We start from the raw sequence: 26,566 nt of genomic DNA, 5'->3' as shown, positions 1-26,566 counted from the left end.
TCCTTCAGAAGACGGTGTCGACGTCGTGTGCGACGAGAAGGTCCATGCTGTATTCGGCCAGGGCCGCGATCGTCATCGACGGATTGCACGCGCCTGTCGATCCCGGGATACGCGCGCCGTCGAGGATGTAGAGGCCGCGTTGCCCGTGCACCCGTCCGGCGTCGTCGCAGACGGTCTCGAAGGGGGCGCCGCCGAGGGGATGGAAGGTGTTGGTGTCGAACGCGTTCACGTCGATCGCCGACACCCCGAACCCGGCGCCGACGATCTGTTCGATCCGAGCGCGGATCGCGTCGGTGAGCCCGCGATCGTAGGCCTGGTTCCAGGTGAGCACCGCGTCGTCGCGGGCGCTGTCGTAGTGCCAGCTTCCGAGTCCCTCCACCACGCCGTACCCGATGACGGACGTCGTGTGCAGATCGAGGGGGAACGGCACCGGCCCGAGGACGATCGTCAGGGCGCCGGCCGGGTTGTCCCAGTCCTTGACCCCGACGCACGCCGGACCGCCCTGCCACGCCCCGGGGCTGTCGAGCGCCCGGGTGACCATGAAGATGCGGTCGCCGTTGTTGCCCCAACCCGTTCCGATGCCGTCCGGCAGGTCGGGAATCGCGTTCTTCGCGCGGGCTTTGACGAGCAGTCGGGTGGTGCCGGGGGAACCGGCTCCGAGGAACAGCGCGTCGGAGACGACGCGTTTGCGCTCGAGCACGGTGCCGTCACGGCCGATCCGGTCGCAGTGCACGATCCAGGTGCCGTCGGCACCGCGCTCGATGTCGTTCACGCGGTGGAGCGGGGCAACCTCCACCTTGCCGGTCGCCTCGGCCGCTGCAAGGTAGGTGACGTCGACCGAGAACTTGCCACCGTTGTTGACGCCGTAGATGACGTCGCCGTTGGTGTACGACGGGCGCATCTCGCCACGCAGTTCCCGCCGCGCGAACTCCCAGTCGATCGGCATCGGTACCCGGAACGAGTGCAGGCCCTGCGCGTCGGCCATCTCCACGAACCGGCGCGACGAGCTGTACTGGGGGCTGTTCAACAGGTCGTCCGGGATCGTGGCGATCCGCAGCGTCCTCGCGACCCGCGGGTAGTACTCCGACGCCATCTGCTCGTAGTCGATGCGCGGCGAGATGCACTTCGCGAAGTTCTCGCCGTTCGGCTGCATCGTCATGCCGTGGTACACCAACGATCCACCGCCGACGCCGGCTCCGCACAGGATGTCCATGCCGTTGCCCGGGATGCGTTCCATGAGCCCGGTGAAAGGTGGGAACACCGCCGGGGGAGCGCCCGTCATCACCGGGTGGGGCTGCAGCCACGCGGAACGTTGGTCGGGAAACAGCATCCGCGGAAACGTCTCGGCGTTCGGGCCCGTCGGCCAGCGGATGCCGCGCTCGAGGACGACGGTGTCCACCCCGGCGCGCCCGAGATGCAACGCAGCGATCGCGCCCCCGAACCCGCTGCCGATCACGACGGCCCGGCGCCGTTCCTCGGTGACTGGGCGGGGCTGGGCTCCGGCGGGCGCCGAGATCGCGGTGGCGGTGGTGGCGACGGTCGCGGCCGCTGCGCCGCCGAGGAATGCGCGCCGTGACACGCGGGTAGTGGTGGAGTTCGAATCCGCGATCACGTCGGCTCCCTTACCTGGCTGTTCCGGGGACGGAAGCGGGGTGGCCGGCCCCGCAGGTCCGGACTCTAGGGTGGACACGTGTCCAGTGAGGTGTCTTTCGGGCAAATCGCAGTTCAGGGCCGCCGCTCGGCGCGTCGGGAGCCCCGCTCGACGCGCGTGCGGGGCCGGAATGTAGGCAACTTGCGTCCATCGCGGATAATCGGTGTGAACCCCCGTTCTCCAGAGAGGACCTCTCATGCTCGCCCGCACCGACCTTCGTGGTCGTACCCCTTCCACCGCTGAGCTCCGGGGCGCGTTGCCCCGTGGCGGAGTGGACGTGGACGCGGTGCTGCATCAGGTCCGCCCCGTCGTCGAGGACATCCGCGATCGCGGTGCCGAGGCCGCGCTCGAGTACGGCGAGAAGTTCGACGGTGTCCGCCCCGGTACCGTGCGCGTCCCGCAGGCCGAGCTGGACCGTGCGCTCGCCGAACTCGACGCCGACGTCCGCGCCGCCCTCGAGGTGGCGATCGAACGGACCCGCAAGGTCCACGCCGACCAGCGCCGCACCGACACCGTGACCGAGGTGGTCCCCGGCGGGACCGTCACCGAGCGCTGGGTTCCGGTCGAGCGCGTCGGTCTGTACGTGCCGGGCGGCAACGCGGTGTACCCGTCGTCGGTCGTGATGAACGTCGTGCCGGCGCAGGCCGCGGGAGTCGAGTCGCTGGTCGTGGCGTCGCCGCCGCAGGCTGCGTTCGGTGGCCTGCCGCACCCGACGATCCTGGCGGCGGCCGCGCTGCTCGGCGTCGACGAGGTGTGGGCCGTCGGCGGCGCGCAGGCCGTCGCGCTGCTCACCTACGGCGGTACCGACACCGACAGCGCTGAACTCGCGCCGGTCGATCTCATCACCGGACCCGGCAACATCTTCGTCACCGCCGCCAAGCGGCTGTGCCGTGGACTGGTCGGCATCGACGCCGAGGCGGGCCCCACCGAGATCGCGATTCTCGCCGATCACACCGCGGACCCCGTGCACGTGGCGGCTGACATGATCAGCCAAGCCGAGCACGACGTCATGGCTGCGAGCGTGCTGGTGACCACGTCGACCGATCTGGCCGACGCCGTCGACACCGCGCTGGCCGCGCAGCTCGAGATCACCAAGCACCGCGAGCGTGTCGAGACCGCGCTGCGCGGCAGCCAGTCGGGCACCGTGCTGGTGGACGACATCGCGGCCGGTCTGAAGGTCGTGAACGCCTACGCCGCCGAGCACCTCGAGATCCAGACCGAGAACGCGTCCGCGGTGGCGGCGCAGGTGCGCTCCGCCGGAGCGATCTTCGTCGGTCCGTGGGCTCCGGTGAGCCTCGGCGACTACTGCGCCGGCTCCAATCACGTGCTGCCCACCGCGGGCTGCGCGCGGCACTCGTCGGGTCTGAGCGTGCAGACGTTCCTGCGTGGCATCCACGTGGTCGACTACTCCGAGGCGGCCCTGAAGGACGTTGCCGGGCACGTCATCACGCTCGCCAACGCGGAGGATCTTCCGGCCCACGGCGAGGCCGTGCGTCTGCGGTTCGAGGCTCTCCAGTGAGCGCGGGGAACGTCCCCGGATCGACGGTCGGCATCGACGACCTGCCCATCCGGGAGAACCTGCGTGGTCAATCTCCGTACGGCGCACCGCAATTGACGGTGCCGGTACAGCTCAACACTAACGAGAATCCGCACCCGCCGTCGCAGGCCCTCGTCGACGACGTCGCCGAGGCCGTGCGCGCCGCGGCTGCGGACCTGCACCGCTACCCCGACAGGGATGCAGTGGCGCTGCGTACCGACCTGGCCGAGTACATGACCCGCCAGACCGGGGTTCCGCTCGACGTGTCCAATGTGTGGGCCGCCAACGGCTCCAACGAGGTGCTGCAGCAGTTGCTGCAGGCGTTCGGCGGCCCCGGCCGCAGCGCTATCGGTTTCGTGCCGTCGTACTCGATGCACCCGCTGCTCGTCGCCGGCACCCAGACCGAGTGGATCGCGGCTGCGCGACACGACGACTTCTCGCTCGACACCGCGACCGCGGTGCGGATCATCGAGGAGCGGCGTCCCGACGTCGTGTTCGTGACCAGCCCCAACAACCCGACCGGGCACAGCATCGGGCTCGAGGATCTGAAGCAGATCCTCGCGGCCGCGCCCGGCATCGTGATCGTGGACGAGGCGTACGCCGAGTTCTCGTCCGTGCCCAGCGCGGTGGGCCTGATCGACGAGTTCCCCACCAAGCTCGTGGTGAGCCGGACGATGAGCAAGGCCTTCGCGTTCGCGGGAGGCCGGCTGGGCTACCTGGTCGCGGCGCCGGCGTTCGTCGACGCGATGCTGCTGGTGCGCTTGCCGTATCACCTGTCGGTCGTGACGCAGGCGGCGGCGCGGGCGGCGCTGCGCCACGCCGACGAGACGCTCGGCAGCGTCGCGGAGCTCGCGTCGGAGCGGGATCGCGTGAGCGCCGAACTGACCGAGATGGGGTACGAGGTGGTCCCCAGCGACGCCAACTTCATCCTCTTCGGGCTCTTCGAGGATGCGGCCCGCACCTGGCAGCACTACCTCGACGAGGGCGTGCTGATCCGCGACGTCGGTATCGCCGGGCACCTGCGGGCCACGATCGGCCTGGCTGCCGAGAACGACGAGCTGCTGCGGGTCAGCAGGAAACTTGCCTCCACGGAGCTGGCGGCCACGGAAACGAAGGGATCCCGATGAGCGACCGGATCGCACGCGTCGAGCGGACCACCAAGGAGTCGAGCATCGTCGTCGAGCTGAACCTCGACGGAACGGGCAACGTGTCGGTGTCCACCGGGATTCCGTTCTTCGACCACATGCTCACCGCCCTCGGCGCGCACGCCAGCTTCGACCTGACGGTCGAGGCGAAGGGCGACGTCGAGATCGACGCCCACCACACCGTCGAGGACACCGCGATCGTGCTCGGTCAGGCGCTGGGGCAGGCGCTCGGCGACAAGCGGGGTATCCGCCGCTTCGGCGACGCGTTCATCCCGATGGACGAGACGCTCGCGCACGCGTCGGTCGATGTCTCCGGACGACCGTACTGCGTGCACACCGGTGAGCCGGAACACATGCTGCACAGCGTGATCGGCGGCTACCCGGGCGTGCCGTACTCGACCGTGATCAACCGGCACGTCTTCGAGTCGATCGCGCTCAACGCGCGCATCGCGCTGCACGTGCGGGTTCTGTACGGCCGCGACCAGCATCACATCACCGAGGCGGAGTTCAAGGCCGTCGCCCGCGCGCTGCGCGAGGCCGTCGAACCCGATCCGCGGGTGTCGGGCGTTCCGTCGACCAAGGGTGCGCTGTAGAACCATGAGCACAGTCTTCATCTACGTCCTGTTCCTCGCGGCAGGCTTCGCCATCGGCGGCGCGTACGCGATGTGGAAGGTCAACAAGCTGGCGTCGGGCGTGCTGGTGGCCCTGGCCGTCCTCGCCGCTGCGTCGGGAATCCTGCGGCTGATCTGATGCGTGAACTCCTGCGTACGCGCGGGATCCTGGTTGCTCTCCTCATGGGTGCCACCACGTTCGGCGGGTGGTCACTCCTGCTGCCCGTGGTCCCGTTGGCGATTGCCGACGGTGGCGGCTCCGACGCCGCGGCGGGTGCGTCGACGGCGGTCTTCATGGCCACCACCGTCGCGACCCAGCTGAAGGTGCCGGCACTGCTCCGTCGGTACGGGTACCGAGCTGTGCTGGCGGTCGGCTGTGTGCTCCTCGGCCCGCCGTCGCTCGCCTTCCTGTGGAGCACCGCAACCGGTCCTGCGCTCGTCATCTCGGCGGTCCGTGGTGTCGGCTTCGGCATGGTGACGGTCGCGGGTATCGGACTGTTGGCCGAGTTGGCGCCCCGAAACCTGTTGGGACGTGTCACCGGCGCCAACGGTGTGGCGATCGCGTCGGCCCAGATGATCGTGCTGCCCCTCGGCCTCGCACTGTACGAAGCCGGTCTCGATGCCGCGGTCTTCGTCCTCGGGGCGCTGATACCGACGTTGTCGCTGGTGTCGATATCGCGGCTACCGGTGGTGCCGAATCCCGGCCTGCCGGCGGGCCGCAAGGGTCTGTCGGTGAGTGTGCTGCTGATCCCGTGCCTGGCGATGCTGGTGGTCTCGGCCGCGTACGGCGGCATGTCGTCGCTGCTGCCGATCGCGACGGAGAGCCGCGCGGCGATCGCCGGGTTCGCGCTGTCGGCGTCCGCGGGTGCGATGCTCGTCGGTCGCTACGGCGCGGGCGTGATCGCGGACCGGATCGGCGCCGGGCGAACCCTGGTGCCCGCACTGGTCCTCGCGGCCGCCGGCATGGGCCTGCTGGCGCTGTCGGTGGCGGGCATCGGCGGTGACGGGGCGCTCGTCGTCGGGGCGATGGCGTTCGGTGCCGGATTCGGCGCCGTCCAGAACGAGGCGCTGCTGACGCTGCTGGCGTCCGCAGGGCCGGATCGGGTCGGCGCCGCCAGCGCAGCCTGGAACATCGCGTACGACGGCGGCACCGGTATCGGTGCGCTCGTCCTCGGCGTCGTCGCCGGTGCGTCGGGCTATCCGGCGGTATTCGCGCTGTCGTCCGTCGTGGCGCTGGTGGTCGCCCCGATCGCCCTGGCTGTGCGCGGGGCGGGTCCCGCACACCGATAGAGTTTCCTCATGACCGCACGCAAGGTTGCCCTCCTCGACTACGGCTCCGGAAATCTCCACTCGGCGCAACGCGCCCTCGCTCGCACCGGCGCCCAGATCGAGGTGACCTCCGACCCGCAGGTGGCGCTCGCTGCCGACGGACTGGTGGTTCCCGGCGTCGGAGCGTTCGCGGCGTGCATGGAGGGACTGCTGGCGGTCCGCGGTGACCGGATCATCGGCCAGCGACTCGCGGGCGGACGCCCGGTCCTGGGCATCTGCGTCGGCATGCAGATCCTGTTCGAGCGCGGCGTCGAGTTCGGCGTCGAGGCGGACGGCTGCGGGGAGTGGCCGGGCACGGTCGAGCGTCTCGAGGCCGACGTGTTGCCGCACATGGGGTGGAACACCGTCGACGCACCCGAGGACAGTGTCCTGTTCGCGGGCATGGACCCGGAGACGCGCTTCTACTTCGTCCACTCCTACGGCGTGCGCAAGTGGGAACTGCCGCCGTCGGACATCATCGCTCCGCCCAAGCTGACGTGGGCCGAGCACGGCGACCGCTTCCTCGCCGCGGTCGAGAACGGCGCTCTCTCGGCCACCCAGTTCCACCCCGAGAAGTCCGGCGACGCCGGTGCCCAGTTGTTGGAGAACTGGGTCCGCAGTCTGTGACCCCCGACCGCGACGACCGCGCAGGCGGTGACCTGTCCATCGCCAGGCTCGCGCTCGCGACGATGGGCACCGCGGCCACCGTCCTGGTCGTGGTCGCGCTCGTCGTCGTGCTCGTGCAGCCGGGCCCGGTCGTCGGGCTCGGGATCGCCCTCGTCGGCGTCGTCGGGGCGATCGCGGGGATGGGTGTGGTGTCGAAACGTATGACCAATCGTGCGTACGGCGACCGGCGACGCCGACCCGACCAGCCCGGTGGCGACCCGAAGCCCGGACGAGACCGGTGACCCACTAGGATCGGCGCAGTGAGCCTGGTCCTTTTGCCTGCTGTAGATGTCGCCAACGGTGAAGCTGTTCGCCTCGTTCAGGGAGAGGCGGGAAGCGAGACCAGTTACGGTGCGCCCCGCGACGCTGCCCTGGCGTGGCAGAACGACGGTGCCGAGTGGGTGCATCTGGTCGATCTCGACGCCGCGTTCGGCCGCGGATCCAACCGTGAGCTGCTGGCCGCCGTCGTCGGCGAGCTCGACGTCAAGGTCGAGCTGTCCGGCGGTATCCGGGACGACGATTCCCTCGAAGCAGCCCTGGCGACCGGGTGCGCCCGCGTCAACCTGGGCACCGCGGCCGTCGAGAACCCCGAGTGGTGTGCGCGTGCCATCGCCAAGCACGGCGAGCGCATCGCCGTCGGCCTCGACGTCAAGCTGATCGACGGCGACTACCGCCTGCGCGGTCGCGGGTGGGTCTCCGACGGTGGCGACCTGTGGGAGGTCCTCGAGCGCCTCAACCGCGACGGCTGCTCGCGCTACGTGGTCACCGACGTCAGCAAGGACGGCACGCTGACGGGCCCGAACCTGGAACTGCTCAGCGCCGTGTGCGCGGCCACCGATGCACCGGTCGTCGCGTCCGGTGGTGTCTCGACCATTGCGGACCTCGAGGCCATCGCCGGTCTCGTCGGCGAGGGTGTGGAGGGTTCGATCGTCGGAAAGGCGCTCTACGCCGGACGATTCACCCTGCCCGAGGCCCTGGCCGCGGTTTCGCGCTAGCAACGGCCGCCACGATGAGCCCGTCCCGGACACCGCTCGACCTGCTCGCGATCGCGAGCGAGGTTCTCGACGGCGCCCGGGAACGGTTCGTCGAGGGGCTGGGCGCGCCGAGTGCGGTTCGCAAGGGCCCCAAGGACTTTGCAACGGCCGTCGACCTCGAGCTCGAGAAGTCGGTGTCCGCGGAACTCGAACGCCGCACCGGTATCGAGGTCCACGGTGAGGAGTTCGGCGGTCCCGAGCTCGCGAACGGTGACGTGTGGATCCTCGACCCGATCGACGGCACGTTCAACTACTCGGCGGGCCTGCCCATCGCGGGCATCCTACTCGCGCTGCTGCGGGACGGCGTTCCCGTGCTGGGGTTGACCTGGTTGCCACTGACGGGGGAGCGGTTCGCGGCCGCCGAGGGCGGGCCGGTGTACCGCAACGGGGTCGCCCTGCCGCCGCTCGAACGCAGCGAACTGTCGTCGGCGATGATCGGCTTCGGGGCGTTCAACCTCGACAGCCGCGGCCGCATCCCCGGCACGTACCGCTTCGAACTACTGGGCCGGCTCAGCCGCGTCTCGTCGCGGATCCGGATGCACGGGTCGACCGGGGCGGATCTCGCCTACACCGCCGCCGGAATTCTCGGCGGCGCCGTGGTGTTCGGTCACCACGTGTGGGACAACGCGGCCGGCGTCGCGCTGGTGCGGGCTGCCGGTGGCGTGGTCACGGATCTGCGGGGCGACGACTGGCACGTGGGCTCGCGATCCGTCCTCGCGGCGGCGCCCGGCGTGCACGGCGAGCTGCTCGACATTCTCCACTCTCTGGGTGATCCGGAGACGCGGCCTGAAGGAGGGCCACCACAATGACTTTGGCTGTTCGAGTGATCCCGTGCCTCGACGTCGACGCGGGCCGCGTCGTCAAGGGCGTCAACTTCGAGAACCTGCGCGATGCGGGTGATCCCGTCGAGCTCGCCGCGACGTACGACGCGCAGGGCGCAGACGAGCTGACCTTCCTGGACGTCACCGCCTCCAGCGGTGACCGCGGCACGATGCTCGACGTCGTCACCCGCACCGCCGAGCAGGTCTTCATCCCGCTCACCGTCGGTGGCGGCGTGCGCACGGTCGAAGATGTCGACCGCCTGCTGCGCGCCGGAGCCGACAAGGTCAGCGTCAACACCGCCGCGATCGCCCGCCCCGAGGTGCTGCGCGAGATGTCGGAGCGGTTCGGGTCGCAGTGCATCGTGCTGTCGGTCGACGCCCGCACCGTCCCCGTGGGTCAGGAGCCCACGCCGTCGGGCTGGGAGGTCACCACGCACGGCGGCAAGCGCGGCACCGGCATCGACGCCGTCGAGTGGGCGGTCCGGGGGGCCGAACTCGGTGTCGGTGAGATCCTGCTCAACTCGATGGACGCCGACGGCACCAAGGCAGGCTTCGACCTGAAGATGATCCGTGCCGTCCGGGCCGCGGTGCACGTTCCAGTGATCGCGAGCGGCGGCGCGGGCGCCGTCGAGCACTTCGCTCCCGCCGTCGAGGCAGGCGCCGACGCTGTCCTGGCAGCGAGCGTGTTCCACTTCGGGGACATGACGATCGGGGACGTCAAGGCGTCCATGCGTGCAGAAGGGATCACCGTCCGATGAGCCTCGATCCGACGATCGCCGCCCGCCTCAAGCGTAACGAGGCCGGGCTGTTCAGTGCCGTCGCGCAGGAGAAGTCGACCGGCGACGTCCTGATGGTGGCGTGGATGGACGACGAGGCCCTGGCGCGCACGCTCGAGACCCGCAAGGGCACCTACTACTCGCGCTCGCGTCAGCAGTACTGGGTCAAGGGCGAGACGTCCGGCCACACCCAGTACGTGCACGAGGTCCGCTTGGACTGCGACGGCGACACGGTCTTGCTCATCGTCGACCAGGACGGCGCCGCGTGCCACACCGGCACGCACACGTGCTTCGACACCGACGTGCTGCTCGCAGCCGAGGACTGACGGCGCTCGATCCTCGATGGGGCCGATCATGTCCTGCGGAATCGAGCGGGCGGCGTCACGGCGACGGCGGCGAGAGCCACACCTGCGGACATCCAGAACGAGGTCGTGAGACCCGCCCGGTCTGCCACGAAGCCGAGCACGGGCGCGGCCGCGGCCTGGCCGACGGCGACGAGCAGGAACGCGAGCCCCACACCGGTGGCGGGTTGCGTGGGGTAGACGCGAGTGCTCCACACCAGCAGGACTCCCGTGACGGCGATGTAGACGGCACCGAACAGCGCCGAGGCCGCCACGGCGACGGCGGGCTGGCGGGAAGCCGCGGCCAGGAGGGCGGTCGCGGCGCACACCGCCGCGGTGGATATCGTCCAGGCGCGTTGCAGTCCCACCCGGCGCACCAACTCGCCGGACACGGCCCCCAGTAGGCCCGACACTCCCAGCACGATCCATGCGGTCGTCGCCAACGTGCGGTCGTGACCTCCCACGGTGACGAGCAGTTCCTGACCGAAGGTCCACACGGCCGCCGTGGCGGCGCCCACCACGGCGGCGGCTCCGAGCATCCGGAGGGCTCCGGACGGGAACACCGCGTGCCGCGTCGTGGGCTCGTCGGTGCCTGCCGGCCCCGGTGCGTCGCCGACGGCGGACGGGACATGGATCCGCACCCACACGGTCACCGCCGCGGCGACGGCGGCGAACGCGAGCCATGCTGCCCGCCAACGGTCTTCGGCCAGCAAGGCGACCGGGCCGGAGATTGCGACGCCCAGGCCGGTGCCGGCGTTGACGATGGTCTGGATTCGGTCGCGGTGCCGCGGGACGACTCTCAGTGCGATCGCGTGGCCCAGTGGCGGGGACGCGACCCCGGTGCCGACTCCGGCGATGGTGACGCCGGCGGCCAGCACGACAGCGTTGGGGGCAACCGCGATGAGCGCGGTCCCCGCCGTCGCCAAGGAGCCCGCGGCGACGGCTACGGCGCGTGCGCCTAAGCGCGGCGTGCCCGTCGTCGCGGCGACCACACCCACGCAGTACGAGGCGTAGCCGGCCGCCGCGATCAGTCCCGTCTGGCCGGCCGTGAGGGTGAAGGACTCGCGGAACTCGGGCACGAACAACCCGTATGCGAAGCGCGCCAGGCCGTAACAGACTGCGATCAAGGACAGTCCCGCGCCGGCCAAGCCTATTGTGCGCGTCGGTGAGAGCGTCGGACCGGAGCCGCCGACCGCTTGTGCCGCCTTCGTGAAGGACATGACATGACTCCCTTCGGTCGTCCGTGTGGAATCGGCGCCTGCCGGTTGGGTATACCGATCTGTGAAGTACGTGTTCTCACGCTAGGTATACTGGTCGGTGAAGTCAAGGAGGACGGTGTGATGGTGGCATCCGGGGGTCGGCTCACCGACGGGGCGCGTAAGATTCTCGACTCGGCATCGGAGCTGTTCTACCGCAACGGTATCCACGCGGTTGGGGTGGACGCGATCGCCGCCGGCGCGGGCGTCACCAAGCGCACCCTCTACGACCGATTCGGCTCGAAGGATGCGCTGGTGGTCGCGTACCTCACCGAGCGGGACAGGCGGTGGTGGGAGCGGTTCGAGGAGCGACTCGCGACGGCGCCGCGACCACGGGTCCTGGCCGTCTTCGATTCCTATCGCGCGGACGTCGACGAGGGGGACCGGGGTTGCGCCTTCATCAATGCGGCTGCCGAGCTGCCCTTCTCCCACCCGGCCTACGACGTCATCCGCGATCACAAGCAGCGTGTCCACGAACGGATGGCGCAGTTGGCCTCCGAGGACGGTGTCGCGGACGACCCGCGGGAGGTCGCGGAGCATCTCTACCTGTTGCTCGAGGGTGCGGTCTCTCACCGCGGGATCGACGGATCCGATCAGCGCCTGCGGCGAGCCGGAGAGCTCGCCGAGCGGATCCTGGCCGGATAGCGGCGCGGCGGCGTGCCCGAGGGCGCTTGCGGCACGTCGTGCCGCAAGTGATTGGCGCGGGAGGGATTCGGGTAGCCCACGGCGCGGACGAAGTTTCCCCTATGGCAAGCACTGCCGGAACGGAGAATGCGGTGACCGACACCTCGACGCTCGTCGTGCAGTTACGCACCCTGCTCGAGCTGACCAATTCCGAGATCCAGTTGGCCGACACCCGCCGCGCGCAGGCGCGGACCGAGGCCGTGGCGACCGAACTCGCGCGCAACGCCGACAATGCGCGGGGACGGGCCGACGCAATCGAGCGAACTCTGCGGGACCTCGGTGGGCTACCCTCCCTGGTCGGCCCGATGGTCGGGCGGGTCACGGCCGTCCTGAAGGCACTGGCGGAACAGGCGCAGCCGTTCGAGGAAGCACTGCTGGCCGACCTCGCCCTCGAACACCAGTTGCTCGACCGCGCCCGGTATCTGAAGGCCTTGGCCACCGCGGAACGGCGCGAGGACGTGGCAAAGTTGGCAGACCGCCTGATCACAGCGCATTCGGCGACCGTGGAGTGGTTGACCACCGTGCTGGCGGAGGAGGCGCTCGGTGGTCCCGTGGCGCTGCGCCGAACCCCGGCGCAGGCGGTGGCCGGGGTGGCGGTGCGCTGGATGAACGCTCCCGTGTCCTGGTCGGCGCGAGGGATCGACCAGATGATGGACGCGGTGCGTTCCGCGGGTCCTCGTTTCGATCAGCTGCTGAGCCGCGGGGCGTACGCCGGCGACGTGGCGACGCGCACGATCGCCGCAGGTCGTGACGGCGCCTTGGAGCGGGCCGAGGAGGTCACGCGTGATCGTGGGGTCGACGCGGTGGCCGACGCCCTGCACGGGGTACGGGCATCCACGGGCGCGCTGCGGCCCGACGAACTGCCGATCGCCGACTACGACGACATGAACGTCTCCCGCGCGGTGGCCGCGATCAAGGAACTGACGGATCCCGCCGATGTGCGCGTCATCGTCGCCTACGAGGAGGCGAACAAGAACCGGCACGGCGTCGTCTCTGCAGCTCAGACGCGCCTTGCCGCGATAGCGCAGGAGGTTGTCGGCGTCCGGTGACGGACGACGCCACCAGCTGCGCTGCTGAACCGATAACGCCTGACCGACGGCGTCCGAAGCCATGCGGCTGATCGCCAGGCTACTCGTCCGAAAAGGCGAGTGGATCGGCCGCGCGCAGGGCCGCATCAGTGGAAACATGGATGCGTGGCACACGACGGAGGCGACGAGGGCGGCAGCGCAGCGGCGACGCCGCGAAACGTGGACCGGCACGTACGGGTCGCGATCGAAGCCATGGCGCGGGACATGCGCGACGAGCACGCCAGCCTCGACGGCACGCTCGAGGTGATCACTCGCGCCGCGGTCGAGCTCGTTCCCGGGGCCGAGCACGCGGACATCACGCTGGCGGTGCGGGGCGGGCGTCTGGAATCGCGCGCCGGGACATCCGAGTTGCCGAGCCGGATCGACGACCTGCAACAGGAGGTCGACGACGGTCCGTGCCTGCAGGCGATCTGGGAGCACGAGACAGTTCGGGTGGACGACATGGCGCACGAGGGCCGGTGGCCGCGATTCGCGCCCCGTGCCGCGGACGCGGGGATCGGCTCGATGCTCGCCTTCCAGCTCTACACCACCGAGTCGAACCTGGGCGCGCTCAATCTGTTGAGTGCCTCTCCCCATGCGTTCGACGCCACCTCGGTGAGCGTCGGGGGTTCACTGGCCACGCATGCGGCGATCGCGGTGATCGCAGCCCAGCGCGAGGAGCAGTTCCGAGAGGCACTCCAGTCCCGGGACACCATCGGGCAGGCCAAGGGCATGCTCATGGAGAAATTCGCGGTGGACGCCGATCACGCGTTCGGCCTACTGCGCAAGTTGTCGCAGGAACGCAACGTGCCGCTCTACGACATCGCGCGCAAACTCACCGAGGGCGATGAACGCCCGGCCGTCTGACTCCGCCCGTCGGTCAGACCGATTCGGCGCTGTCCGCCGACTCGACGAACCGGGACCAGTACGGCACGCGGACGGTGATGGGCGAGAGAGACTTTCGGCCTCGGCCGGCAGGAAGCTCGTTGCGCAGATACTCGACGATCCTCGGGCGTCGCGGGCAAGCGTTCGTGGACGGAGGTGAACTCGGCGTCGGACAGGCCCGGTCCGAGCGCGACACCGGCCGCGTCGAGCAGTTCTGCCGCCTCGAACCCGATAGCTTCCATTCGAGCAGTGTCGCAGCCGCGTCGGCCGTGGGCGACAACCGATCCATCTTCAGTGACGGCCGGGGAGGTCGACTTCGGCGGGGGTCTTGTCGTCGCGTAGGCCCTTCCAGCTGGGATGTCGCAGACTGCCTCCGGTGTATTCGCGGTACTCGACGTCGCCCACCAGTTGGGGCTCGACCCAGTGCGCGTCTTTCGCGTCCCGGCTCGGGGGCGGCGCGGCAAGCGGGCTCGCGGGCCGCTCGAGTGTGGCCAGTTGCTCGCGCAACGATCGGCGCAGTGCGGTGGTGAAGCCGGTGCCGACATGTCCGATGTAGACGAGGCGACCATCGTCGTCGTATGCGCCGAGCAGTAGAGAGCCGACTCCGTGACGTGCTGCGCCGCTGCCGTCGACCCAGCCCACGACGACGGCCTCGGTGGTCTTGCGCAGTGGAGTCTTGATCCACTCCGGCGCGCGTCGACCCGGCCGGTAGGTGGAGTCGACCCGCTTGGCGACCACGCCCTCGAGGTGGTGCTCGCGGGCCAGGTCGAGCATCCGGTGGCCGTCCACGTCGGTCCAGAACGGCGGAACCTGCACTTGCCGCCCCGATATCCGGAGGTCGTCGAGCATACGGCGCCGCTCCAGGTACGTCCGGCCGATGGTCGATTCGCCATCGAGGGCCAGGACGTCGAACGCGTAGTAGATGACCGGAAAGTCGTTGCGTAACTGGGTCGTAGGACGAGCGACGTGCATCCGGCGTTGCAGCCGACCGAACGACGGCCGACCCTTCGCGTCGAGCGCCACGATCTCGCCGTCCAGGACGACGGCATGGTCGTCGACGGCCTCGGCTATCGGCCCGGTCAGTTCGGGAAACGCCGTGGTGATGTCGTTGCCGTTGCGGCTGAAGAGTCGGACACCGCCGTCGCGAACATCGGTGACGGCGCGTTGTCCGTCCCACTTCATCTCGAACGCCCAGCCCTCACCGGCCGGAGGCTCGCCGAGCGTGGCGAGCATCGGCGCGGGAGGAGTCGGCGCGGCACTCATACTCCCGATTCTGGCCGGTCTCGCGCACCCGGCGGGGCGGGACGGCGAAAGATGCGGTGAGCGATGGCCGAGACGCGGTTTGCGGGTATGCGAGGGCGCCGTCGAATCTCGGCGCCCGGCACACGTCGTTGACGCGTCGGTTCGAGGAGTCTGTGGCGACACCTCACGGTCGGGACGAGAGGAGGACGCGTCCCATTCGTTCGATCCGGCTGCCCCGGTGTGGGGGTGAGCGCGAGGGCGCGGCCCGACTGCTCCTCGGCCGAAACTCAGCGGACATTTCGTCGAGGGAATCTGCGTCGTTGACGTCTACTACAAGGAGGGGCGGCGCCCCAAACTCGCCGGGCACATTCGGTGTAGCGAACCATGAGGATTCACATGCGGGGACTGTGGCCGAGGATGCACCGGCGATGCCTGTGAAGTAATGGTTGTTATGTACCCATCCATTGCGTCAGGGTGTGTGGCTATGCGTGAGATCGAGACTTGGAACACGGTGTCCTCGCACTGTACGAGTGCGGGATGGGTGCGGTATCAGCGAAGCGATTGCGGCAACTGGCGAGTTGTTGGTCCGGATGATCGGGTAGGACTCGCACCGGCGGTATCCGCCCGATGGCCAGGTCAAGTATGGCCTCGGCTGCGATGACGGCGGACAGCATCCGTATTGCCGCATCGAGCGCTGCAATAGGCACGGCGTCCGTTTCGGCTGGTATCCACGAACACCCGATTGCACCCTGCCCTATCGCATTCGCCCAGGCGGCCACCTGCCGCCTCAACCGTGAAGAACGCAAGCCCACCCGCAGTGACCGCCATCACGCGCCCAACGAGGTCGTCTCCGTCCGGTGTGAAGTGCAAGTGCGGGCGACGACCGCCGTGCGTCGTCAGATACACACTGCCGACCCCGTCGACCAGAAGCGCATTGACGGCCTGGCACCGAAGCTCTTCGTTCTGGGCGACGAATACCTCTCGGAGTCGAAAGGCCCATCGGCGCAGTGCCGTCGACGTCCTTTCGTCCACGTCTGGCCATCGGATGGTGTGGTTGTCCAAAACCGCCTCGACACCCGGGATCGTCCATCGGTCCTCTCGCTGAAGGTTGACAAGGTCCGCGGCCAGGAGCGCGCCAGTCATGTTGTCATGATTGAATTGCATGAGCTGATTGCATCACAGCGGGGCGTGTATCTGATCTCTCCGCGTCTCCCCGTGCAGTCGGCGAGGACTGTCCGGCGGCACAATCTCGCGCAAGGACCCGACATATCGTCGCAGCCCGTCGCCACAGCTATTTGTGCGTCCACTCCGGTGTTGCCCGTGACTACTACGGTGGCCCGGCCCCTTGGTCGGTTTCGATGTCCTGCATCGCGTCGAGTGGAACTCGAGCCGTTCCTTGCTCAAAGGGTTGGGATTGTGCTCACTTCCATCAAGGGCAACTCGCGGCCGGGAACCAACGTGGACGCGACACTGCCGATTCTGACCGCTCCCATCGCGCGATAGAACGGTTCGGCACGGGGTTCCGACTCGATCGCGAGCCGGCGAAACCCGGCCTGGTGTGCAGTGTTGAGTGCGTGGCGAAAAAGCTCTGTGCCGATGCCGCCGCCAATAGCCTCCGGGGCAACGAAGAGCATCCCCAACTCGCCGTCGGGCGGGGTCCCGTCAACGGTCACGAATCCGACGACGGTGCCGCACGATTCGGCTACTGCAGTCCTTCGGATCAAGACGTCGGTGCCATTCAGCGTCAACTCGTGTCGACACAGTTCGAGGAACTCGTCGCTATAACCCCAGAAGCCCTTGGAACGCATGGCGAGCTCGCTGAGCAGCACGGAATCCTCCGATTGGCCCGGCCTGATAACGACATTCATCGCACCATTCTTACAGCTGCGTGATCTCCTCACGGACGAGGACCCGACCCCGACGGCTTCCGGAGAGCGCATGGGGAGACGGTGAGGCTGGAGCGACGCGAGGTTCAGGTGCTGGCCACTGGTTCGTCGAGATCGGTAAGGTTCGGCCGAAGGTGTGAACTGCTACACACGAAAACCACTGGCGCACAGTTCGAGACAGGGTTCAAACGGACGTTTGTTTCCATCTCGTTGACGTCGGTAAGGATGTTGTTACCCCGAGCGATTCGGGCCCCGATCCGTCCTAGCATCGGCGTGTCCGTTGATCGATGTCTCGAGGTGTCATGTGAAGTCTTTCCATCGCAGGGTGTTGGTACCTGTTCTCGCTGTGGCCTTTTCCGGTGCCGTCGCGCTGTCCCCGTCCATCGATGCGCCGGCTCGGGCGGCGACGATCGGGGCCCCCGGCTGGCTCGGCTCCACCGGTTCGCTGGGCTCTCTCGGCGGTTCCGTCGAGGACCCGTCGTGCGCGGCTGTCGCTCAGCGGCTCGGCGCCATCATGGCGGAGCAGGGGGTTCCCGGCGCCCAGGTCATCTACGCGGACCGTGGGACCGAGCGCGAATTCGACTACGGGGTGGCGAGTGCTGCCACGGGTAGGCCGGTGACTGCCGAGACGGTGTTCGAGGCGGCATCGCTGACGAAGGTGGTCGCCTCGTACGTCGTGCTGCAATTGGTGGACGAGGGGTTGCTCGATCTCGACACGCCGCTGTCGGAGTACTTCGACTACTCGCGGATCGCGGGAGATCCGGCGGCGCAACGGATCACCGGGCGGATGGTACTGACGCACACGTCCGGCCTCCCGAACTGGGCGACCGGACCGTCCAGCCCGGAGTTCGAGACCACACCGGTCAGCACCACTTTCGAACCCGGGACCCAGTGGTCGTACTCCGGAGAGGGCTTCTACTACCTGCAGAAGACCGTCGAATCGCTGACCGGCAAATCGTTCGACCAACTGGTTCGGGAGCGGGTCTTCGAGCGATTCGGGATGGCGGGAAGCGATCTCGTCACCAATCCTGCGTTCGACGCCGTCACATCCGTCGGCCACACCGCCGACGGCGCCGCCCGGCCGGTACGCAACTTCCCCCGCGCGAACATCGCCTACACCCTGCGGACCACGGCGGGTGACTACGACAAGTTCCTTCGCGGCGCGCTGCTGGACGGCGAGGGCCTCGAACCTGCCACGCGCCAGATGATGTTCACTCCCTTCGGTAGTGCCGACCACGGCGGCAGCGACCAGGACGCGATCGACCACATCAAGTGGGGCCTCGGTATCGGGCTGCAGAGCAATGAACTCGGGGACGCGATCTGGCACTGGGGCGACAACGGCCCGTACAAGGCCTTCTTCATCGCCTATCCCGAAACCGGCCGCAGTCTTGTGATCATGACGAACAGCGAGAACGGTCTGAACGCAGTAGACGACGTGGTTCGCGAGTTCTTCGGATCGAACACGATGTACGCGACCAGGTGGATCAAGGAAGCCGAGTAGGCGGCCTCGCGACTCGCCGGCCGAGGAGAGTCGATGTCGGCAGCCACGCCCGCGTACGCACGAACCTCCAAGTTGTATCGTGATACAAATTGTATCCGTGTACAAGTTAGGGGGAGCGACGTGCGGTCTATGACGAGGGCGGAAGTGCGTGCCTCTATCGTCAATCTCGATCCGGTCCAGAAGAGAGTGCACCTACCGGTCGGATTCGACGAGGTGCGTTGGCGTCGCATCGACTACCTCGGCTGGCGAGACCTGCGGGCTCCGCTGCGGGTCTATCTGGTCGCCGACGTCGAGGGCGAGGCGCTCGGTGTGATGCTCCGGCAGAACCCGAATCAAGCCGCGCATTCCTCGCGCGCGGTGATGTGCGACCTGTGTCGGTTTGCGCGGCGGTTCAACGAGGTGTCACTCTTCACTGCCCCGCGCCCGTCCCGCGACAAGCGTCAGCGGTTGAGTACGCTCGGGCTTCACGTCTGCACCGACCTCGACTGCAGTGTGAACGTCCACAGCAAGCCGATCGTCGGCCCACTCGATCCTCCGGCCGAGGAGACGATCGAACGGCGTCGGCAGGGCCTCCGCGAACGAACGGCTGCCTTCCTGAAGTCGGCGTCCCATCCCGAGCGAGAAGCACGACGGAGGCAATGATGGCGTATCTGGCACGTGCGGAGCGTCGACGCTCGATCGTCGAGGCGGCTGCGGCCATCGTGGCGAAGGAAGGCCTCAGTGCTGTTACGGCCCGTACGGTGGCGGAGCAACTCGGTGGTTCGCAGGGGCAAATCCACCATCACTTCTCGTCGACCGATGAACTTGCCGCGGAAGCGTGGCGCCAATACTCCGCTAGCGAGATCGACGCCTATGAAGGCGAAGTACAGGGACTCGAACCGATCGACGCCTTGATCGAGTTCTTTCGCGATCTGCTGGGTGGAACGGATGGCCGGTCGATGGCCAGATGGGCCGAGGCGGCGGCCCATGCGCAGCTACGGAAGCCGATCGCAGACAGCTACATCGAGTCGCTGTCCCGGTTGACCGAAGTACTCGCAGCCGTTTTGTGCCGCCGGAACGCGGACTTCACGCATGCCCGTGAGGCGGCGGGCCGGTTGCTCATGCTGGCCGTCGGTCTCGCCGGAATGGTCCGCATCACTGACGCTCCGCCGATTTCCGTGTCCTCCGTCATGCTCACGGCGATCCGGGCCGAGTGCGAATGAATCGGGCACTGCTACGCCGTGCGCGCAGGGGCGCGTCGCCGGGTCGATTCGCGGCCGGGGAGAGGAGAATGTGACCTTCAGGTGATGCCGCTGTGTCCCGTTCGACCGCAGGACACGCGCATGCTGGAACCTCGAACCCGTACCTCGAGGAAGAGGGTCGGCATGAACACTCATCGACTGCCGCTCGACCGTGCGCACACCACCCGGGAGCATCCGGGCGAATCGATCGACGACACGAGGAACTGGCCCGGGCTGGGACTGATCGGCCTCGGTATAGCCACACTCGGGATGGCGCTGGTCGCTGCCGGCTACGGGTTCGAGGGCTGGGCCGTCATCGCAGGCACGGCATGCGCGCTGTTCTTCATGGCAGGGGCGAGCATCGTGGTGGCCGAGCATGCGCACGTGAAGCACATGGAGCATCGGCACCTGAGAGATCACCTCGGGCACTGAGCCTCGAACTCGCCCGGCACGCCGACGGGTCCGAGGTTCACCGCCGCGTCTTCTCGCCCAGCAGGATGTGGACCGCGTGAGGCCGAGGGCTTCTCTACGTTCGTTCGGTATGAACGAGCAACGCAGCGAGTGGTCCGATCGCCAACAGATCCACGACGTCGTCCTGCGGTACTGCCGCGGAATCGACCGGCTGGACTTCGACCTCGTCCGGTCGGCGTATCACCCGGACGGAATCGATCATCACACCGGGTTCGAGGGCACCCTGGACGAGTACATCGCCTGGGTCGAGCCCAAGCTGCGCGCCCGGCGCGGTGGGACGATGCACATGGTCGGCAACCATCTGGTCGAACTGCTCGGCGACACCGCGATCAGCGAGACGTACGGGACGTCGGTTCACTGGGGTGAGCCGGCCGACGATCCGCGGACGAATTTCACCAGCGGCGTGCGGTTCATCGACCACATGGAATGGCGGGACGGTCGCTGGGCCATCGCCGAGCGGTGGGCCACCCGGGAGTGGACGCGGTCGGACGCCGGCCGGTTCATACCGAAGGAGGGCGCCGGACCATCCGGCAGCAGGGACGGCAACGATCCGCTGACCCAGCTGCAGCGCAGGTTGTACGGGGCGGAGGCACGGGCATGAAGGTGGGTATCAGCTCGCCGATCGTGGCGCTCGCGGGCAACCGACCCGAGTGGGAGGCCGCCGCCGGTACCGCCGAACTGGTCCGGGTGGCGCAGGCTGCCGACCGCCTCGGGTTCGAGTTCATGACGTGTGGGGACCACGTGGCGGTCCCACCGGGTCTGCCGCGCGGAGAACGCTTCTACGATCCGCTCGCGACGTTCTCGTTCCTGGCCGGGCAGACACACCGGCTGCGATTCCTGCCGTACGTCCTGGTGTTGCCGTTCTATCACCCTCTGGAGATCGCCAAGCGGTACGGGACGCTCGATCACCTCAGCGGCGGGCGACTGATCCTGGCGTTCGGTGTCGGGAACCTGAAGGAGGAGTTCGACATGCTCGGGGTTCCCTTCGAGGACCGTGGACCGCGCGCCGACGACGCTCTGCGGGCGCTGCGCGCGGCGTTGTCCGGCCGCGTGGTGTCCTACGAGGGGCCATACCACTCGTTCCGGGACATGGTGGTCGACCCGCACGCCGCGCAGGCGCGGGTTCCGATGTGGATCGGGGGGCACAGCGAGCGTGCACTGCGCCGGGCCGTGACCCTCGCCGACGGCTGGGCGCCGGCGCCGCAGGCCTTCCGCGGTCCCAGTCCCGAGCTGATGCGCGAGATGCTCGACCGGCACGAGTTGCCCGACGATTTCGACGTCGTCTTCTCGCCGAACCAACGGCTCGATCCCGTCGACGCTCCCGGCCAGGTGGCCGACGTGATCGCCACGGCGGAGAAGGCGGGCGCCACACAGATCAACCTGACGGTCCGCCACGACTCCCTCGGGCACTACCTCGAGCAGCTCGCGGCGTTCGCGGAGATTGCCGGCCTCGACATCCGATCGGGCTAGCGTCCGCCCGAGCCCGTGACGGCGCCGACCGGCCGCTGCTTCGATCCGATCCCCACCGCGGGAGTGAGTCGGCCGGTCGTCGACGTGGTTGTGCAGCAGTGGGATTGGTTTGAGTCGGCGTCGTGGGCGCGTCGAAAACTCGACCCGGAATCCTCTTGGCACTCTCGGTCGGGGAGTGCTAAATTTCATGGTGCACACGTTGTTCGGATGCCCGTCGACGTGACGGGCACTGGAAAAGCTCGGGAGGTGTTCTGCTGTGCTTCGCTTCGATCCCTTCACCGATGTCGACGCACTCACTCGCAGCCTGATGTCCAACGCCGTGGGTACCTCGCGTGTCCCGCAGTTCATGCCCATGGACCTGTATCGGGTAGACGACCACTATGTGCTCCACGCCGATCTGCCCGGCGTCGACCCCGGCTCGGTCGATGTCGACGTCGAGAACGGCACGCTCACGCTGACCGCGCATCGCAGCGCGCCCTCGGCGGAGCACGTCCAGTGGCTCGCGTCGGAAAGGTTCACCGGAACCTATCGTCGGCAGTTGTCACTCGGCGACGGCGTCGACGCCGAGAACATCTCTGCCACCTACGAGAACGGTGTCCTGACCGTGATGATCCCGGTCGCCGAACGGGCCAAGCCACGGAAGATCGAGGTCACTCGTCTCGCATCCGACACCCAGCACACCATCGAGGCGGGGACGGGGGAGACGTCGACCTGACCCGACGGCACAGCTGCGTCCGGCGTCGCACCTCGCGGATCGGTTGAAGCCGCGGCAGGGGTTCGATCCGGTCTGATGCGGGTGGAGTCCCGGCCCGTAGGGCGCGGGCCGGGACTCCGTTGGTCAGTGTCGTTGATGGTGTCGGCGCGGCGCTGTTCGACAGGACCGGGTGTGTGCCACCTGCGACGACGGGAGACACGAGCCTGCGTGGACGATAGGCCTCGAGCGGGGTGGCCCGGTCCGGTACCGGGCCACCCCGCAGACGGATTCCGCAGATCAGCTGCGGGTGACACGGACTCTTCCGGCGGTCACCCGCGTGCGGAGATGGAGTGGTTCCGATCCAACAGGCCGGTGTTCGAGGACCGCTGCCGCGATCGGATCGGCCAGTACCGTACGTACAGTGCGTCGCAGCCCGCGCGCGCCGTAGACGGGGTCGAAGCCCTGACCGCAGAGCAGTGCGACGACGTCGGGTCCGATCTCCACGCTGATCGACCGCCTGGCCAGCCGGCGTGCGACCACGTCGATCTCGAGACCGGCAACCTCGCGGGCGGTCGCATCGTCGAGTCCGTTCAGCACCACGGTTTCGTCGAGGCGGTTGAAGAACTCCGGATCGAAGAAGCGCTCGACGGCGCGCCGGACAACTTTCTCGTCGTCCGGCGGGTGTCGGCGGCCCAGCCGCCCCCACAGGGTGCGGCGGCGGGCGGCCAGTTCGACGGACCCGAGATTCGACGTCAGGAACACGTAGCTGTTGCGGAACGAGATTGTCTGCTGCCCGTTCGCCAGCTGGAGCACGCCGTGGTCGAGAATCTGCAGCAGCGCACGTAGGACCGTCGTGTCGGCCTTCTCCACCTCGTCGAACAGGACGATCCCAGGTGTGTACGGATCGCCTTCGATGGCGCCGCGGTCGAACAGGGTGAACGATTCCTTGCTGCCGGCGTATCCGGGAGGCGCACCGGAGAAGGACGCCGCGTAGTGTTCCTGCGCAAGCGCGTTCATGTCGATTCGGCACATATCGTCCGGTCCGGAGCGCAGCGCGGCGGCGACTTGTCGTACCAGTTCGGTCTTGCCGACACCGGTCGGTCCGGTAAGGAGGATGTTCGCGAGCGGGCGGGACGGATCGTTGGCGCCTACCGAGGCCAACGAGACCGCCCGTACGACGGCATCGATTGCGTTGCGTTGTCCGACGATCCGCGAACCGAGGCGCTCGGTGAGTGCGGTGGGATCGAAAGCGCCGACGGGCCGGAGTGGCGGTGCCACCACATCCGTGGGCGCTCGGTTCTGCTCGTGGAACATGTCTGTGAGATAGGGCATGGCGGACCTCCTCGTCAGGCCTCGGAGGTCTGTTCGACGGGCAGCGATCCCACCCTGCAATCCGCTACGCCGACAGTGTCTCTCGTGATCGACTCGACGCGCTCTCGGGCCTTCTCGGCATCGGTGACCCACAGCTTGTAGAACTCGAAGGGGCAATCCGCCACGCCCTTGTCGCCGTCACCTGCAGCGTGAATGCCGGAGTAGCCGCGATGCAACAACTTGAACAGGTGGTTCTGGGACTGGTCGTTCTCGCGGGCGTCTCGAATGGCGGAGACCGACAACTGTGCGTACTGGATGCCGTACTCCTCCTCGCCTGTCTCGCCGAGGGTGCGGCCGTCGAACCCGATGATCGCCGAGTGGCCGAAATACGAATACACTCCGTCGAATCCGGCGGCGTTCGCTACGGCGACGTAGCAGTTGTTCGCCCACGCCATGGCCTTCGACATGAGGACCTGTTGGTCCTTCGCCGGATACATGTACCCTTGGCAGCGCACGATCAGTTCGGCGCCCTTCATTGCGCAGTCCCGCCAGATCTCGGGGTAGTTGCCGTCGTCGCATACGATGAGCGAGATCTTCAAGCCCTTCGGCCCCTCGGTCACGTGTGTGGTGTCGCCCGGATACCAGCCTTCGATCGGGCACCACGGCAGGATCTTTCGGTACTTCTGCACGATCTCGCCCCTGTTGTTCACGAGGATCAGGGTGTTGTAGGGCGGCTTGTTCGGGTGTTCTTCGTGCTGCTCGCCGGTGATCGAGAAGACGCCCCAGGTGTCGGCTTCGCGGCACGCGGCCGAGAAGATCGCGGTCTCGTCGCCGGGAATCGTTGCCGCCGTCTCGTACATCTCTCGTTCGTCGTACATGATTCCCTGCGTGGAGTACTCAGGGAACACCACCAGATCGAGCCCCGGCAGTCCCGACTTCATGCCGATTATCATGTCGGCGATTCGTCGTGCGTTGTCGAGGACTCCGGCCTTGTCGTGCAGTCGAGGCATCTTGTAATTCACCACCGCCACTCCGACGGTGTCGTTGCTCGAGGAGATATCTCCGTGTCGCATGATCGTTCCTCTCGTTGATTGCGTTGCAGGGCAGAGTTAGTGGGGGTTGAGGTGGAGTTCGGCAGTATCGGGCACCCGGCGCCGGGCGGCTGGCAGGCCCAGGGTCGCGGCGACTGCGACGAGCGCTGCCAGCCCGGCGGCCCACAGTGCTGCAGCACCAGATGAGCTCGGAAGATTGCCCGTCAGCGCCAGGAACGCAGGAAGCGTGCAGGTGGGTTGGCTGAGTAGTAGGGCCGTCCAGCCCGTGAATCGGGTGAGTTCCTCCCGTCCGGCGCCGAGGACCAGGAAGAACAGGGTCCAGAGCCCGGCCCAGGCCAGCCAGATGACACCGAACACGGGGTCGTCGACGACGCTGAAGGAGATCAGGCTGTAGGCACCCGCTGCGGCGGCGACGAAGATCGAGAACCAGCCGACGCCACGAGGATCGAGCCCGGCGAGGTTGCCGATCCCGACGTACAGGTACGTGAAGCCGAACAGGTACAGACCCGACGCGGCGAGGGTCACCGCGGAGTCGCCGTCCGCCTGTATCAGCATCGCCGTCGGGACGATGCACTGGAGCGCCCCGACGAACAGGTTCAGGATCGCCGCCGATCTCGGTGGCACCGCTCCGAGCAGCATCAGCCCGTTCACGAACAGGACCGCACCCACGTACAGCAGACCGACACTGCCCATCGAACACCTCAGATCACTTTCAAATGGAATGATTTCAAATGAAAGTAAGTGGTGTGCGCCACAGTGTCAAGAGGTGGTCGATCAGAGTGTGGTCACGATGTCGAAGTCGACACCGTTCGCCATGGCGAGGTGAATTCGCTGACGAGCTACTCGGTTTCGGAACTCAACGGTCCCCCGTGGGCCGTCGTATGCTGCGCCGTCGACGACGGAATCGAGTGCCGCGGTGGACGGATTTCCCGCACGGTGGATGAGGTTGGCGAGGGTCTGGATGCCCTCGTAGCAGGACTCCGCGGCGTTGTTCAGTGGCGGCGCTGCCGCGCCGTGTAGCGAAACGTAGCGGCCGACGAGATCCATCGAGTCGGCGTCGACGAGCGAGCGGAAGTATGCGGCGGCTACGAACAAACTTCGCGTGGCGTGCGGCCCGCTCGCGAGCAGCATGTTCTCCTCCATGAGGGGACTGAACCGCACGATGTGCTCGTCGAGTCCACGGCGGGCGAAGGCGCGGTTGAAGTCGACGGCGTCCTGACCCACCAAAAGCATCAGAACGCCGTCGCACAATGATGCGCGGACTGCGTCCACCACGCGGTTCATGTTGCCGCGGCCGAGGTCTACGAATGCCTCGCCCACGATCTCGAGACCGAGCTCGTGGGCATACGCCCGCACGGCGCCCAGTGATCCGTGCGGCCAGATGTAATCGTCGCCGACCACGAACCATCGACGGGCGCCGAGGTTGTCCCGCAACCATTTCAGGGCCGGAGCAATCTGTTGGCGAGGCGTCTCGCCGCAGCAGAAGATGCCGCTGCGCGTCTCGCCGCCTTCGTAGAGCGAGGTGTAGGAGTACGGGACGCGTCCCGTGACGACCGGTGCGAGCGCGTGGCGCACGGACGAGATGTGCCAACCGCTCACCGCGTCCACGGCGCCGGCGGACACCAGTCGGTGCACCTCCGCGGCGATCGCCGCAGGGTCCAGACCGCCGTCCACGACATGGAGGGCGGCCTCGCGGCCGAGAACGCCTCCGGTGTTGTTGATGTCGTGCATGGCCAGTTCGCCGATCGCCTCGCACGACGGCCCGAACAATCCAGCCGGCCCCTGGAGCGGAACCACCATCGCCACTCGCCACTGCGCAGCGCGGACGCGGTCGAGTACGGCGCTCATGTCGTCGCCTCCGCGGCGTCGTAGGTGAGGGGCTGTGCTCGGGTTATCATTTCATTTGAAAGTATTGCTTGTGGGGTGTGAACTACGCA

30 protein-coding genes are annotated in these 26,566 nt (G+C 67.8%); 21 read left to right on the top strand and 9 right to left on the bottom strand.

The genetic code is table 11. The features are described 5' to 3' along the window. Window positions 1–4 precede the first annotated feature (4 nt). Window positions 5–1,612: a GMC oxidoreductase gene (locus tag PSS76_RS15625; RefSeq protein WP_337456332.1), complete on the bottom strand. Its 1,608-nt coding sequence runs from the start codon at window positions 1,610–1,612 to the stop codon at window positions 5–7. 235 nt (window positions 1,613–1,847) lie between these two features. Here PSS76_RS15625 and hisD point away from each other — a divergent pair, with 235 nt between their 5' ends. Genes hisD through hisI form a run of 11 tightly spaced genes read left to right on the top strand, consistent with a single transcriptional unit; the run spans window position 1,848 to window position 9,875 of the window. Then, window positions 1,848–3,170: a histidinol dehydrogenase gene (gene hisD / locus PSS76_RS15620; RefSeq protein WP_005512666.1), complete on the top strand. Its 1,323-nt coding sequence runs from the start codon at window positions 1,848–1,850 to the stop codon at window positions 3,168–3,170. Continuing rightward, entirely contained in the window at window positions 3,167–4,315 is a 1,149-nt protein-coding gene (locus PSS76_RS15615) for a histidinol-phosphate transaminase (RefSeq protein WP_005512667.1), read from the top strand. Before hisD ends, PSS76_RS15615 begins: the two co-directional genes overlap by 4 nt. Beyond that, the gene (gene hisB / locus PSS76_RS15610) at window positions 4,312–4,926 is read left to right on the top strand and encodes an imidazoleglycerol-phosphate dehydratase HisB (RefSeq protein ID WP_013416286.1); all 615 of its coding nucleotides are present in this window, start codon (window positions 4,312–4,314) and stop codon (window positions 4,924–4,926) included. The genes PSS76_RS15615 and hisB overlap by 4 nt, the downstream gene beginning before the upstream one ends. A gap of 4 nt (window positions 4,927–4,930) precedes the next feature. Then, on the top strand, window positions 4,931–5,083 hold the full coding sequence (locus PSS76_RS15605) for a CG2302 family histidine operon protein (protein WP_005512670.1): 153 nt from the start codon (window positions 4,931–4,933) through the stop codon (window positions 5,081–5,083). Continuing rightward, entirely contained in the window at window positions 5,083–6,234 is a 1,152-nt protein-coding gene (locus PSS76_RS15600; protein ID WP_005512671.1) for an MFS transporter, read from the top strand. Before PSS76_RS15605 ends, PSS76_RS15600 begins: the two co-directional genes overlap by 1 nt. Window positions 6,235–6,243: 9 nt before the next feature. Then, window positions 6,244–6,879 (top strand): imidazole glycerol phosphate synthase subunit HisH, encoded by a 636-nt coding sequence (gene hisH, locus PSS76_RS15595; protein WP_005512672.1) that lies wholly within the window; start codon window positions 6,244–6,246, stop codon window positions 6,877–6,879. Next, complete coding sequence (locus PSS76_RS15590; RefSeq protein ID WP_005512673.1) at window positions 6,876–7,160, top strand: hypothetical protein; 285 nt, start codon at window positions 6,876–6,878, stop codon at window positions 7,158–7,160. The genes hisH and PSS76_RS15590 overlap by 4 nt, the downstream gene beginning before the upstream one ends. A gap of 18 nt (window positions 7,161–7,178) precedes the next feature. Next, window positions 7,179–7,913 carry a bifunctional 1-(5-phosphoribosyl)-5-((5-phosphoribosylamino)methylideneamino)imidazole-4-carboxamide isomerase/phosphoribosylanthranilate isomerase PriA gene (gene priA / locus PSS76_RS15585; RefSeq protein ID WP_005512674.1) on the top strand — a complete coding sequence of 245 codons (735 nt, stop codon included), beginning with the start codon at window positions 7,179–7,181 and terminating at the stop codon, window positions 7,911–7,913. Between the two features lie 14 nt (window positions 7,914–7,927). Beyond that, window positions 7,928–8,761: an inositol monophosphatase family protein gene (locus PSS76_RS15580; protein WP_013416282.1), complete on the top strand. Its 834-nt coding sequence runs from the start codon at window positions 7,928–7,930 to the stop codon at window positions 8,759–8,761. Continuing rightward, window positions 8,758–9,531 (top strand): imidazole glycerol phosphate synthase subunit HisF, encoded by a 774-nt coding sequence (gene hisF / locus PSS76_RS15575; protein ID WP_013416281.1) that lies wholly within the window; start codon window positions 8,758–8,760, stop codon window positions 9,529–9,531. The genes PSS76_RS15580 and hisF overlap by 4 nt, the downstream gene beginning before the upstream one ends. Continuing rightward, window positions 9,528–9,875 (top strand): phosphoribosyl-AMP cyclohydrolase, encoded by a 348-nt coding sequence (gene hisI, locus PSS76_RS15570; protein WP_005512677.1) that lies wholly within the window; start codon window positions 9,528–9,530, stop codon window positions 9,873–9,875. The genes hisF and hisI overlap by 4 nt, the downstream gene beginning before the upstream one ends. Window positions 9,876–9,901: 26 nt before the next feature. On the opposite strand, the gene PSS76_RS15565 is transcribed toward hisI, so the two are convergent. Further along, window positions 9,902–11,110 carry a YbfB/YjiJ family MFS transporter gene (locus PSS76_RS15565; protein WP_337456331.1) on the bottom strand — a complete coding sequence of 403 codons (1,209 nt, stop codon included), beginning with the start codon at window positions 11,108–11,110 and terminating at the stop codon, window positions 9,902–9,904. A 120-nt stretch (window positions 11,111–11,230) separates the two neighbouring features. On the opposite strand from PSS76_RS15565, the gene PSS76_RS15560 reads away from it, so the two are divergent. The 3 genes from PSS76_RS15560 (at window position 11,231) to PSS76_RS15550 (ending at window position 13,764) form a co-directional block, all read left to right on the top strand. Continuing rightward, window positions 11,231–11,791 carry a TetR/AcrR family transcriptional regulator gene (locus tag PSS76_RS15560; protein WP_084924463.1) on the top strand — a complete coding sequence of 187 codons (561 nt, stop codon included), beginning with the start codon at window positions 11,231–11,233 and terminating at the stop codon, window positions 11,789–11,791. A gap of 101 nt (window positions 11,792–11,892) precedes the next feature. After that, window positions 11,893–12,879, top strand: coding sequence for a ferritin-like domain-containing protein (locus tag PSS76_RS15555; RefSeq protein WP_337456330.1), 987 nt, complete (start codon window positions 11,893–11,895; stop codon window positions 12,877–12,879). 231 nt (window positions 12,880–13,110) lie between these two features. Then, window positions 13,111–13,764: a GAF and ANTAR domain-containing protein gene (locus PSS76_RS15550; protein WP_175271969.1), complete on the top strand. Its 654-nt coding sequence runs from the start codon at window positions 13,111–13,113 to the stop codon at window positions 13,762–13,764. Between the two features lie 309 nt (window positions 13,765–14,073). On the opposite strand, the gene ligD is transcribed toward PSS76_RS15550, so the two are convergent. From ligD to PSS76_RS15535, 3 genes are all read right to left on the bottom strand, one after another. After that, complete coding sequence (ligD, locus tag PSS76_RS15545; protein ID WP_337456329.1) at window positions 14,074–15,045, bottom strand: non-homologous end-joining DNA ligase; 972 nt, start codon at window positions 15,043–15,045, stop codon at window positions 14,074–14,076. A gap of 615 nt (window positions 15,046–15,660) precedes the next feature. Beyond that, window positions 15,661–15,852, bottom strand: a complete 192-nt coding sequence (locus tag PSS76_RS15540) for a CGNR zinc finger domain-containing protein (protein WP_231849606.1) — start codon at window positions 15,850–15,852, stop codon at window positions 15,661–15,663. A gap of 572 nt (window positions 15,853–16,424) precedes the next feature. Next, window positions 16,425–16,892 carry a GNAT family N-acetyltransferase gene (locus PSS76_RS15535; RefSeq protein ID WP_041674282.1) on the bottom strand — a complete coding sequence of 156 codons (468 nt, stop codon included), beginning with the start codon at window positions 16,890–16,892 and terminating at the stop codon, window positions 16,425–16,427. Between the two features lie 343 nt (window positions 16,893–17,235). On the opposite strand from PSS76_RS15535, the gene PSS76_RS15530 reads away from it, so the two are divergent. The 7 genes from PSS76_RS15530 (at window position 17,236) to PSS76_RS15500 (ending at window position 22,287) form a co-directional block, all read left to right on the top strand. After that, on the top strand, window positions 17,236–18,411 hold the full coding sequence (locus PSS76_RS15530; RefSeq protein ID WP_232244745.1) for a serine hydrolase domain-containing protein: 1,176 nt from the start codon (window positions 17,236–17,238) through the stop codon (window positions 18,409–18,411). A gap of 144 nt (window positions 18,412–18,555) precedes the next feature. Beyond that, window positions 18,556–19,053: an FBP domain-containing protein gene (locus PSS76_RS15525; RefSeq protein ID WP_236723190.1), complete on the top strand. Its 498-nt coding sequence runs from the start codon at window positions 18,556–18,558 to the stop codon at window positions 19,051–19,053. Then, window positions 19,053–19,613 (top strand): TetR/AcrR family transcriptional regulator, encoded by a 561-nt coding sequence (locus tag PSS76_RS15520; protein ID WP_013416271.1) that lies wholly within the window; start codon window positions 19,053–19,055, stop codon window positions 19,611–19,613. The genes PSS76_RS15525 and PSS76_RS15520 overlap by 1 nt, the downstream gene beginning before the upstream one ends. A gap of 162 nt (window positions 19,614–19,775) precedes the next feature. After that, complete coding sequence (locus tag PSS76_RS15515; protein WP_005512691.1) at window positions 19,776–20,063, top strand: hypothetical protein; 288 nt, start codon at window positions 19,776–19,778, stop codon at window positions 20,061–20,063. Between the two features lie 109 nt (window positions 20,064–20,172). Beyond that, window positions 20,173–20,703 carry a nuclear transport factor 2 family protein gene (locus tag PSS76_RS15510; protein WP_081181576.1) on the top strand — a complete coding sequence of 177 codons (531 nt, stop codon included), beginning with the start codon at window positions 20,173–20,175 and terminating at the stop codon, window positions 20,701–20,703. Further along, on the top strand, window positions 20,700–21,572 hold the full coding sequence (locus PSS76_RS15505; protein WP_069856455.1) for an LLM class F420-dependent oxidoreductase: 873 nt from the start codon (window positions 20,700–20,702) through the stop codon (window positions 21,570–21,572). The genes PSS76_RS15510 and PSS76_RS15505 overlap by 4 nt, the downstream gene beginning before the upstream one ends. A gap of 256 nt (window positions 21,573–21,828) precedes the next feature. Next, window positions 21,829–22,287: an Hsp20/alpha crystallin family protein gene (locus tag PSS76_RS15500; RefSeq protein WP_013416267.1), complete on the top strand. Its 459-nt coding sequence runs from the start codon at window positions 21,829–21,831 to the stop codon at window positions 22,285–22,287. A 276-nt stretch (window positions 22,288–22,563) separates the two neighbouring features. On the opposite strand, the gene PSS76_RS15495 is transcribed toward PSS76_RS15500, so the two are convergent. The 4 genes from PSS76_RS15495 to PSS76_RS15480 all read right to left on the bottom strand — a co-directional run bounded on the left by PSS76_RS15495 (window position 22,564) and on the right by PSS76_RS15480 (window position 26,477). Beyond that, window positions 22,564–23,598 carry an AAA family ATPase gene (locus PSS76_RS15495; RefSeq protein ID WP_081205716.1) on the bottom strand — a complete coding sequence of 345 codons (1,035 nt, stop codon included), beginning with the start codon at window positions 23,596–23,598 and terminating at the stop codon, window positions 22,564–22,566. A gap of 14 nt (window positions 23,599–23,612) precedes the next feature. Then, on the bottom strand, window positions 23,613–24,650 hold the full coding sequence (locus PSS76_RS15490) for an aliphatic amidase (protein WP_337456328.1): 1,038 nt from the start codon (window positions 24,648–24,650) through the stop codon (window positions 23,613–23,615). A 36-nt stretch (window positions 24,651–24,686) separates the two neighbouring features. Continuing rightward, the gene (locus PSS76_RS15485) at window positions 24,687–25,322 is read right to left on the bottom strand and encodes an AmiS/UreI family transporter (RefSeq protein ID WP_081181572.1); all 636 of its coding nucleotides are present in this window, start codon (window positions 25,320–25,322) and stop codon (window positions 24,687–24,689) included. Window positions 25,323–25,403: 81 nt separating this feature from the next. After that, window positions 25,404–26,477, bottom strand: a complete 1,074-nt coding sequence (locus tag PSS76_RS15480) for a substrate-binding domain-containing protein (RefSeq protein WP_081181567.1) — start codon at window positions 26,475–26,477, stop codon at window positions 25,404–25,406. Between the last annotated feature and the right edge of the window lie 89 nt (window positions 26,478–26,566).

The organism is Prescottella sp. D32 (assembly GCF_037287305.1).
In the GTDB taxonomy this organism is placed as follows: Bacteria; Actinomycetota; Actinomycetes; order Mycobacteriales; family Mycobacteriaceae; genus Prescottella; species Prescottella equi.
This window is presented reverse-complemented; position numbering and strand designations above follow the sequence as displayed.

What these genes read in the sequence shown, in the direction of transcription:
- hisD (WP_005512666.1), top strand. Translation starts at nt 1,848, where the DNA reads ATGCTCGCCCGCACCGACCTTCGTGGTCGTACCCCTTCCACCGCTGAG.
- hisB (WP_013416286.1), top strand. Translation starts at nt 4,312, where the DNA reads ATGAGCGACCGGATCGCACGCGTCGAGCGGACCACCAAGGAGTCGAGC.
- PSS76_RS15605 (WP_005512670.1), top strand. Translation starts at nt 4,931, where the DNA reads ATGAGCACAGTCTTCATCTACGTCCTGTTCCTCGCGGCAGGCTTCGCC.
- PSS76_RS15600 (WP_005512671.1), top strand. Translation starts at nt 5,083, where the DNA reads ATGCGTGAACTCCTGCGTACGCGCGGGATCCTGGTTGCTCTCCTCATG.
- hisH (WP_005512672.1), top strand. Translation starts at nt 6,244, where the DNA reads ATGACCGCACGCAAGGTTGCCCTCCTCGACTACGGCTCCGGAAATCTC.
- PSS76_RS15580 (WP_013416282.1), top strand. Translation starts at nt 7,928, where the DNA reads ATGAGCCCGTCCCGGACACCGCTCGACCTGCTCGCGATCGCGAGCGAG.
- hisF (WP_013416281.1), top strand. Translation starts at nt 8,758, where the DNA reads ATGACTTTGGCTGTTCGAGTGATCCCGTGCCTCGACGTCGACGCGGGC.
- hisI (WP_005512677.1), top strand. Translation starts at nt 9,528, where the DNA reads ATGAGCCTCGATCCGACGATCGCCGCCCGCCTCAAGCGTAACGAGGCC.
- PSS76_RS15565 (WP_337456331.1), bottom strand. Translation starts at nt 11,110, where the DNA reads ATGTCCTTCACGAAGGCGGCACAAGCGGTCGGCGGCTCCGGTCCGACG.
- PSS76_RS15560 (WP_084924463.1), top strand. Translation starts at nt 11,231, where the DNA reads ATGGTGGCATCCGGGGGTCGGCTCACCGACGGGGCGCGTAAGATTCTC.
- PSS76_RS15555 (WP_337456330.1), top strand. Translation starts at nt 11,893, where the DNA reads ATGGCAAGCACTGCCGGAACGGAGAATGCGGTGACCGACACCTCGACG.
- PSS76_RS15550 (WP_175271969.1), top strand. Translation starts at nt 13,111, where the DNA reads ATGGCGCGGGACATGCGCGACGAGCACGCCAGCCTCGACGGCACGCTC.
- ligD (WP_337456329.1), bottom strand. Translation starts at nt 15,045, where the DNA reads ATGAGTGCCGCGCCGACTCCTCCCGCGCCGATGCTCGCCACGCTCGGC.
- PSS76_RS15540 (WP_231849606.1), bottom strand. Translation starts at nt 15,852, where the DNA reads ATGGCGGTCACTGCGGGTGGGCTTGCGTTCTTCACGGTTGAGGCGGCA.
- PSS76_RS15535 (WP_041674282.1), bottom strand. Translation starts at nt 16,892, where the DNA reads ATGAATGTCGTTATCAGGCCGGGCCAATCGGAGGATTCCGTGCTGCTC.
- PSS76_RS15520 (WP_013416271.1), top strand. Translation starts at nt 19,053, where the DNA reads ATGGCGTATCTGGCACGTGCGGAGCGTCGACGCTCGATCGTCGAGGCG.
- PSS76_RS15515 (WP_005512691.1), top strand. Translation starts at nt 19,776, where the DNA reads ATGAACACTCATCGACTGCCGCTCGACCGTGCGCACACCACCCGGGAG.
- PSS76_RS15510 (WP_081181576.1), top strand. Translation starts at nt 20,173, where the DNA reads ATGAACGAGCAACGCAGCGAGTGGTCCGATCGCCAACAGATCCACGAC.
- PSS76_RS15505 (WP_069856455.1), top strand. Translation starts at nt 20,700, where the DNA reads ATGAAGGTGGGTATCAGCTCGCCGATCGTGGCGCTCGCGGGCAACCGA.
- PSS76_RS15495 (WP_081205716.1), bottom strand. Translation starts at nt 23,598, where the DNA reads ATGCCCTATCTCACAGACATGTTCCACGAGCAGAACCGAGCGCCCACG.
- PSS76_RS15490 (WP_337456328.1), bottom strand. Translation starts at nt 24,650, where the DNA reads ATGCGACACGGAGATATCTCCTCGAGCAACGACACCGTCGGAGTGGCG.
- PSS76_RS15485 (WP_081181572.1), bottom strand. Translation starts at nt 25,322, where the DNA reads ATGGGCAGTGTCGGTCTGCTGTACGTGGGTGCGGTCCTGTTCGTGAAC.
- PSS76_RS15480 (WP_081181567.1), bottom strand. Translation starts at nt 26,477, where the DNA reads ATGAGCGCCGTACTCGACCGCGTCCGCGCTGCGCAGTGGCGAGTGGCG.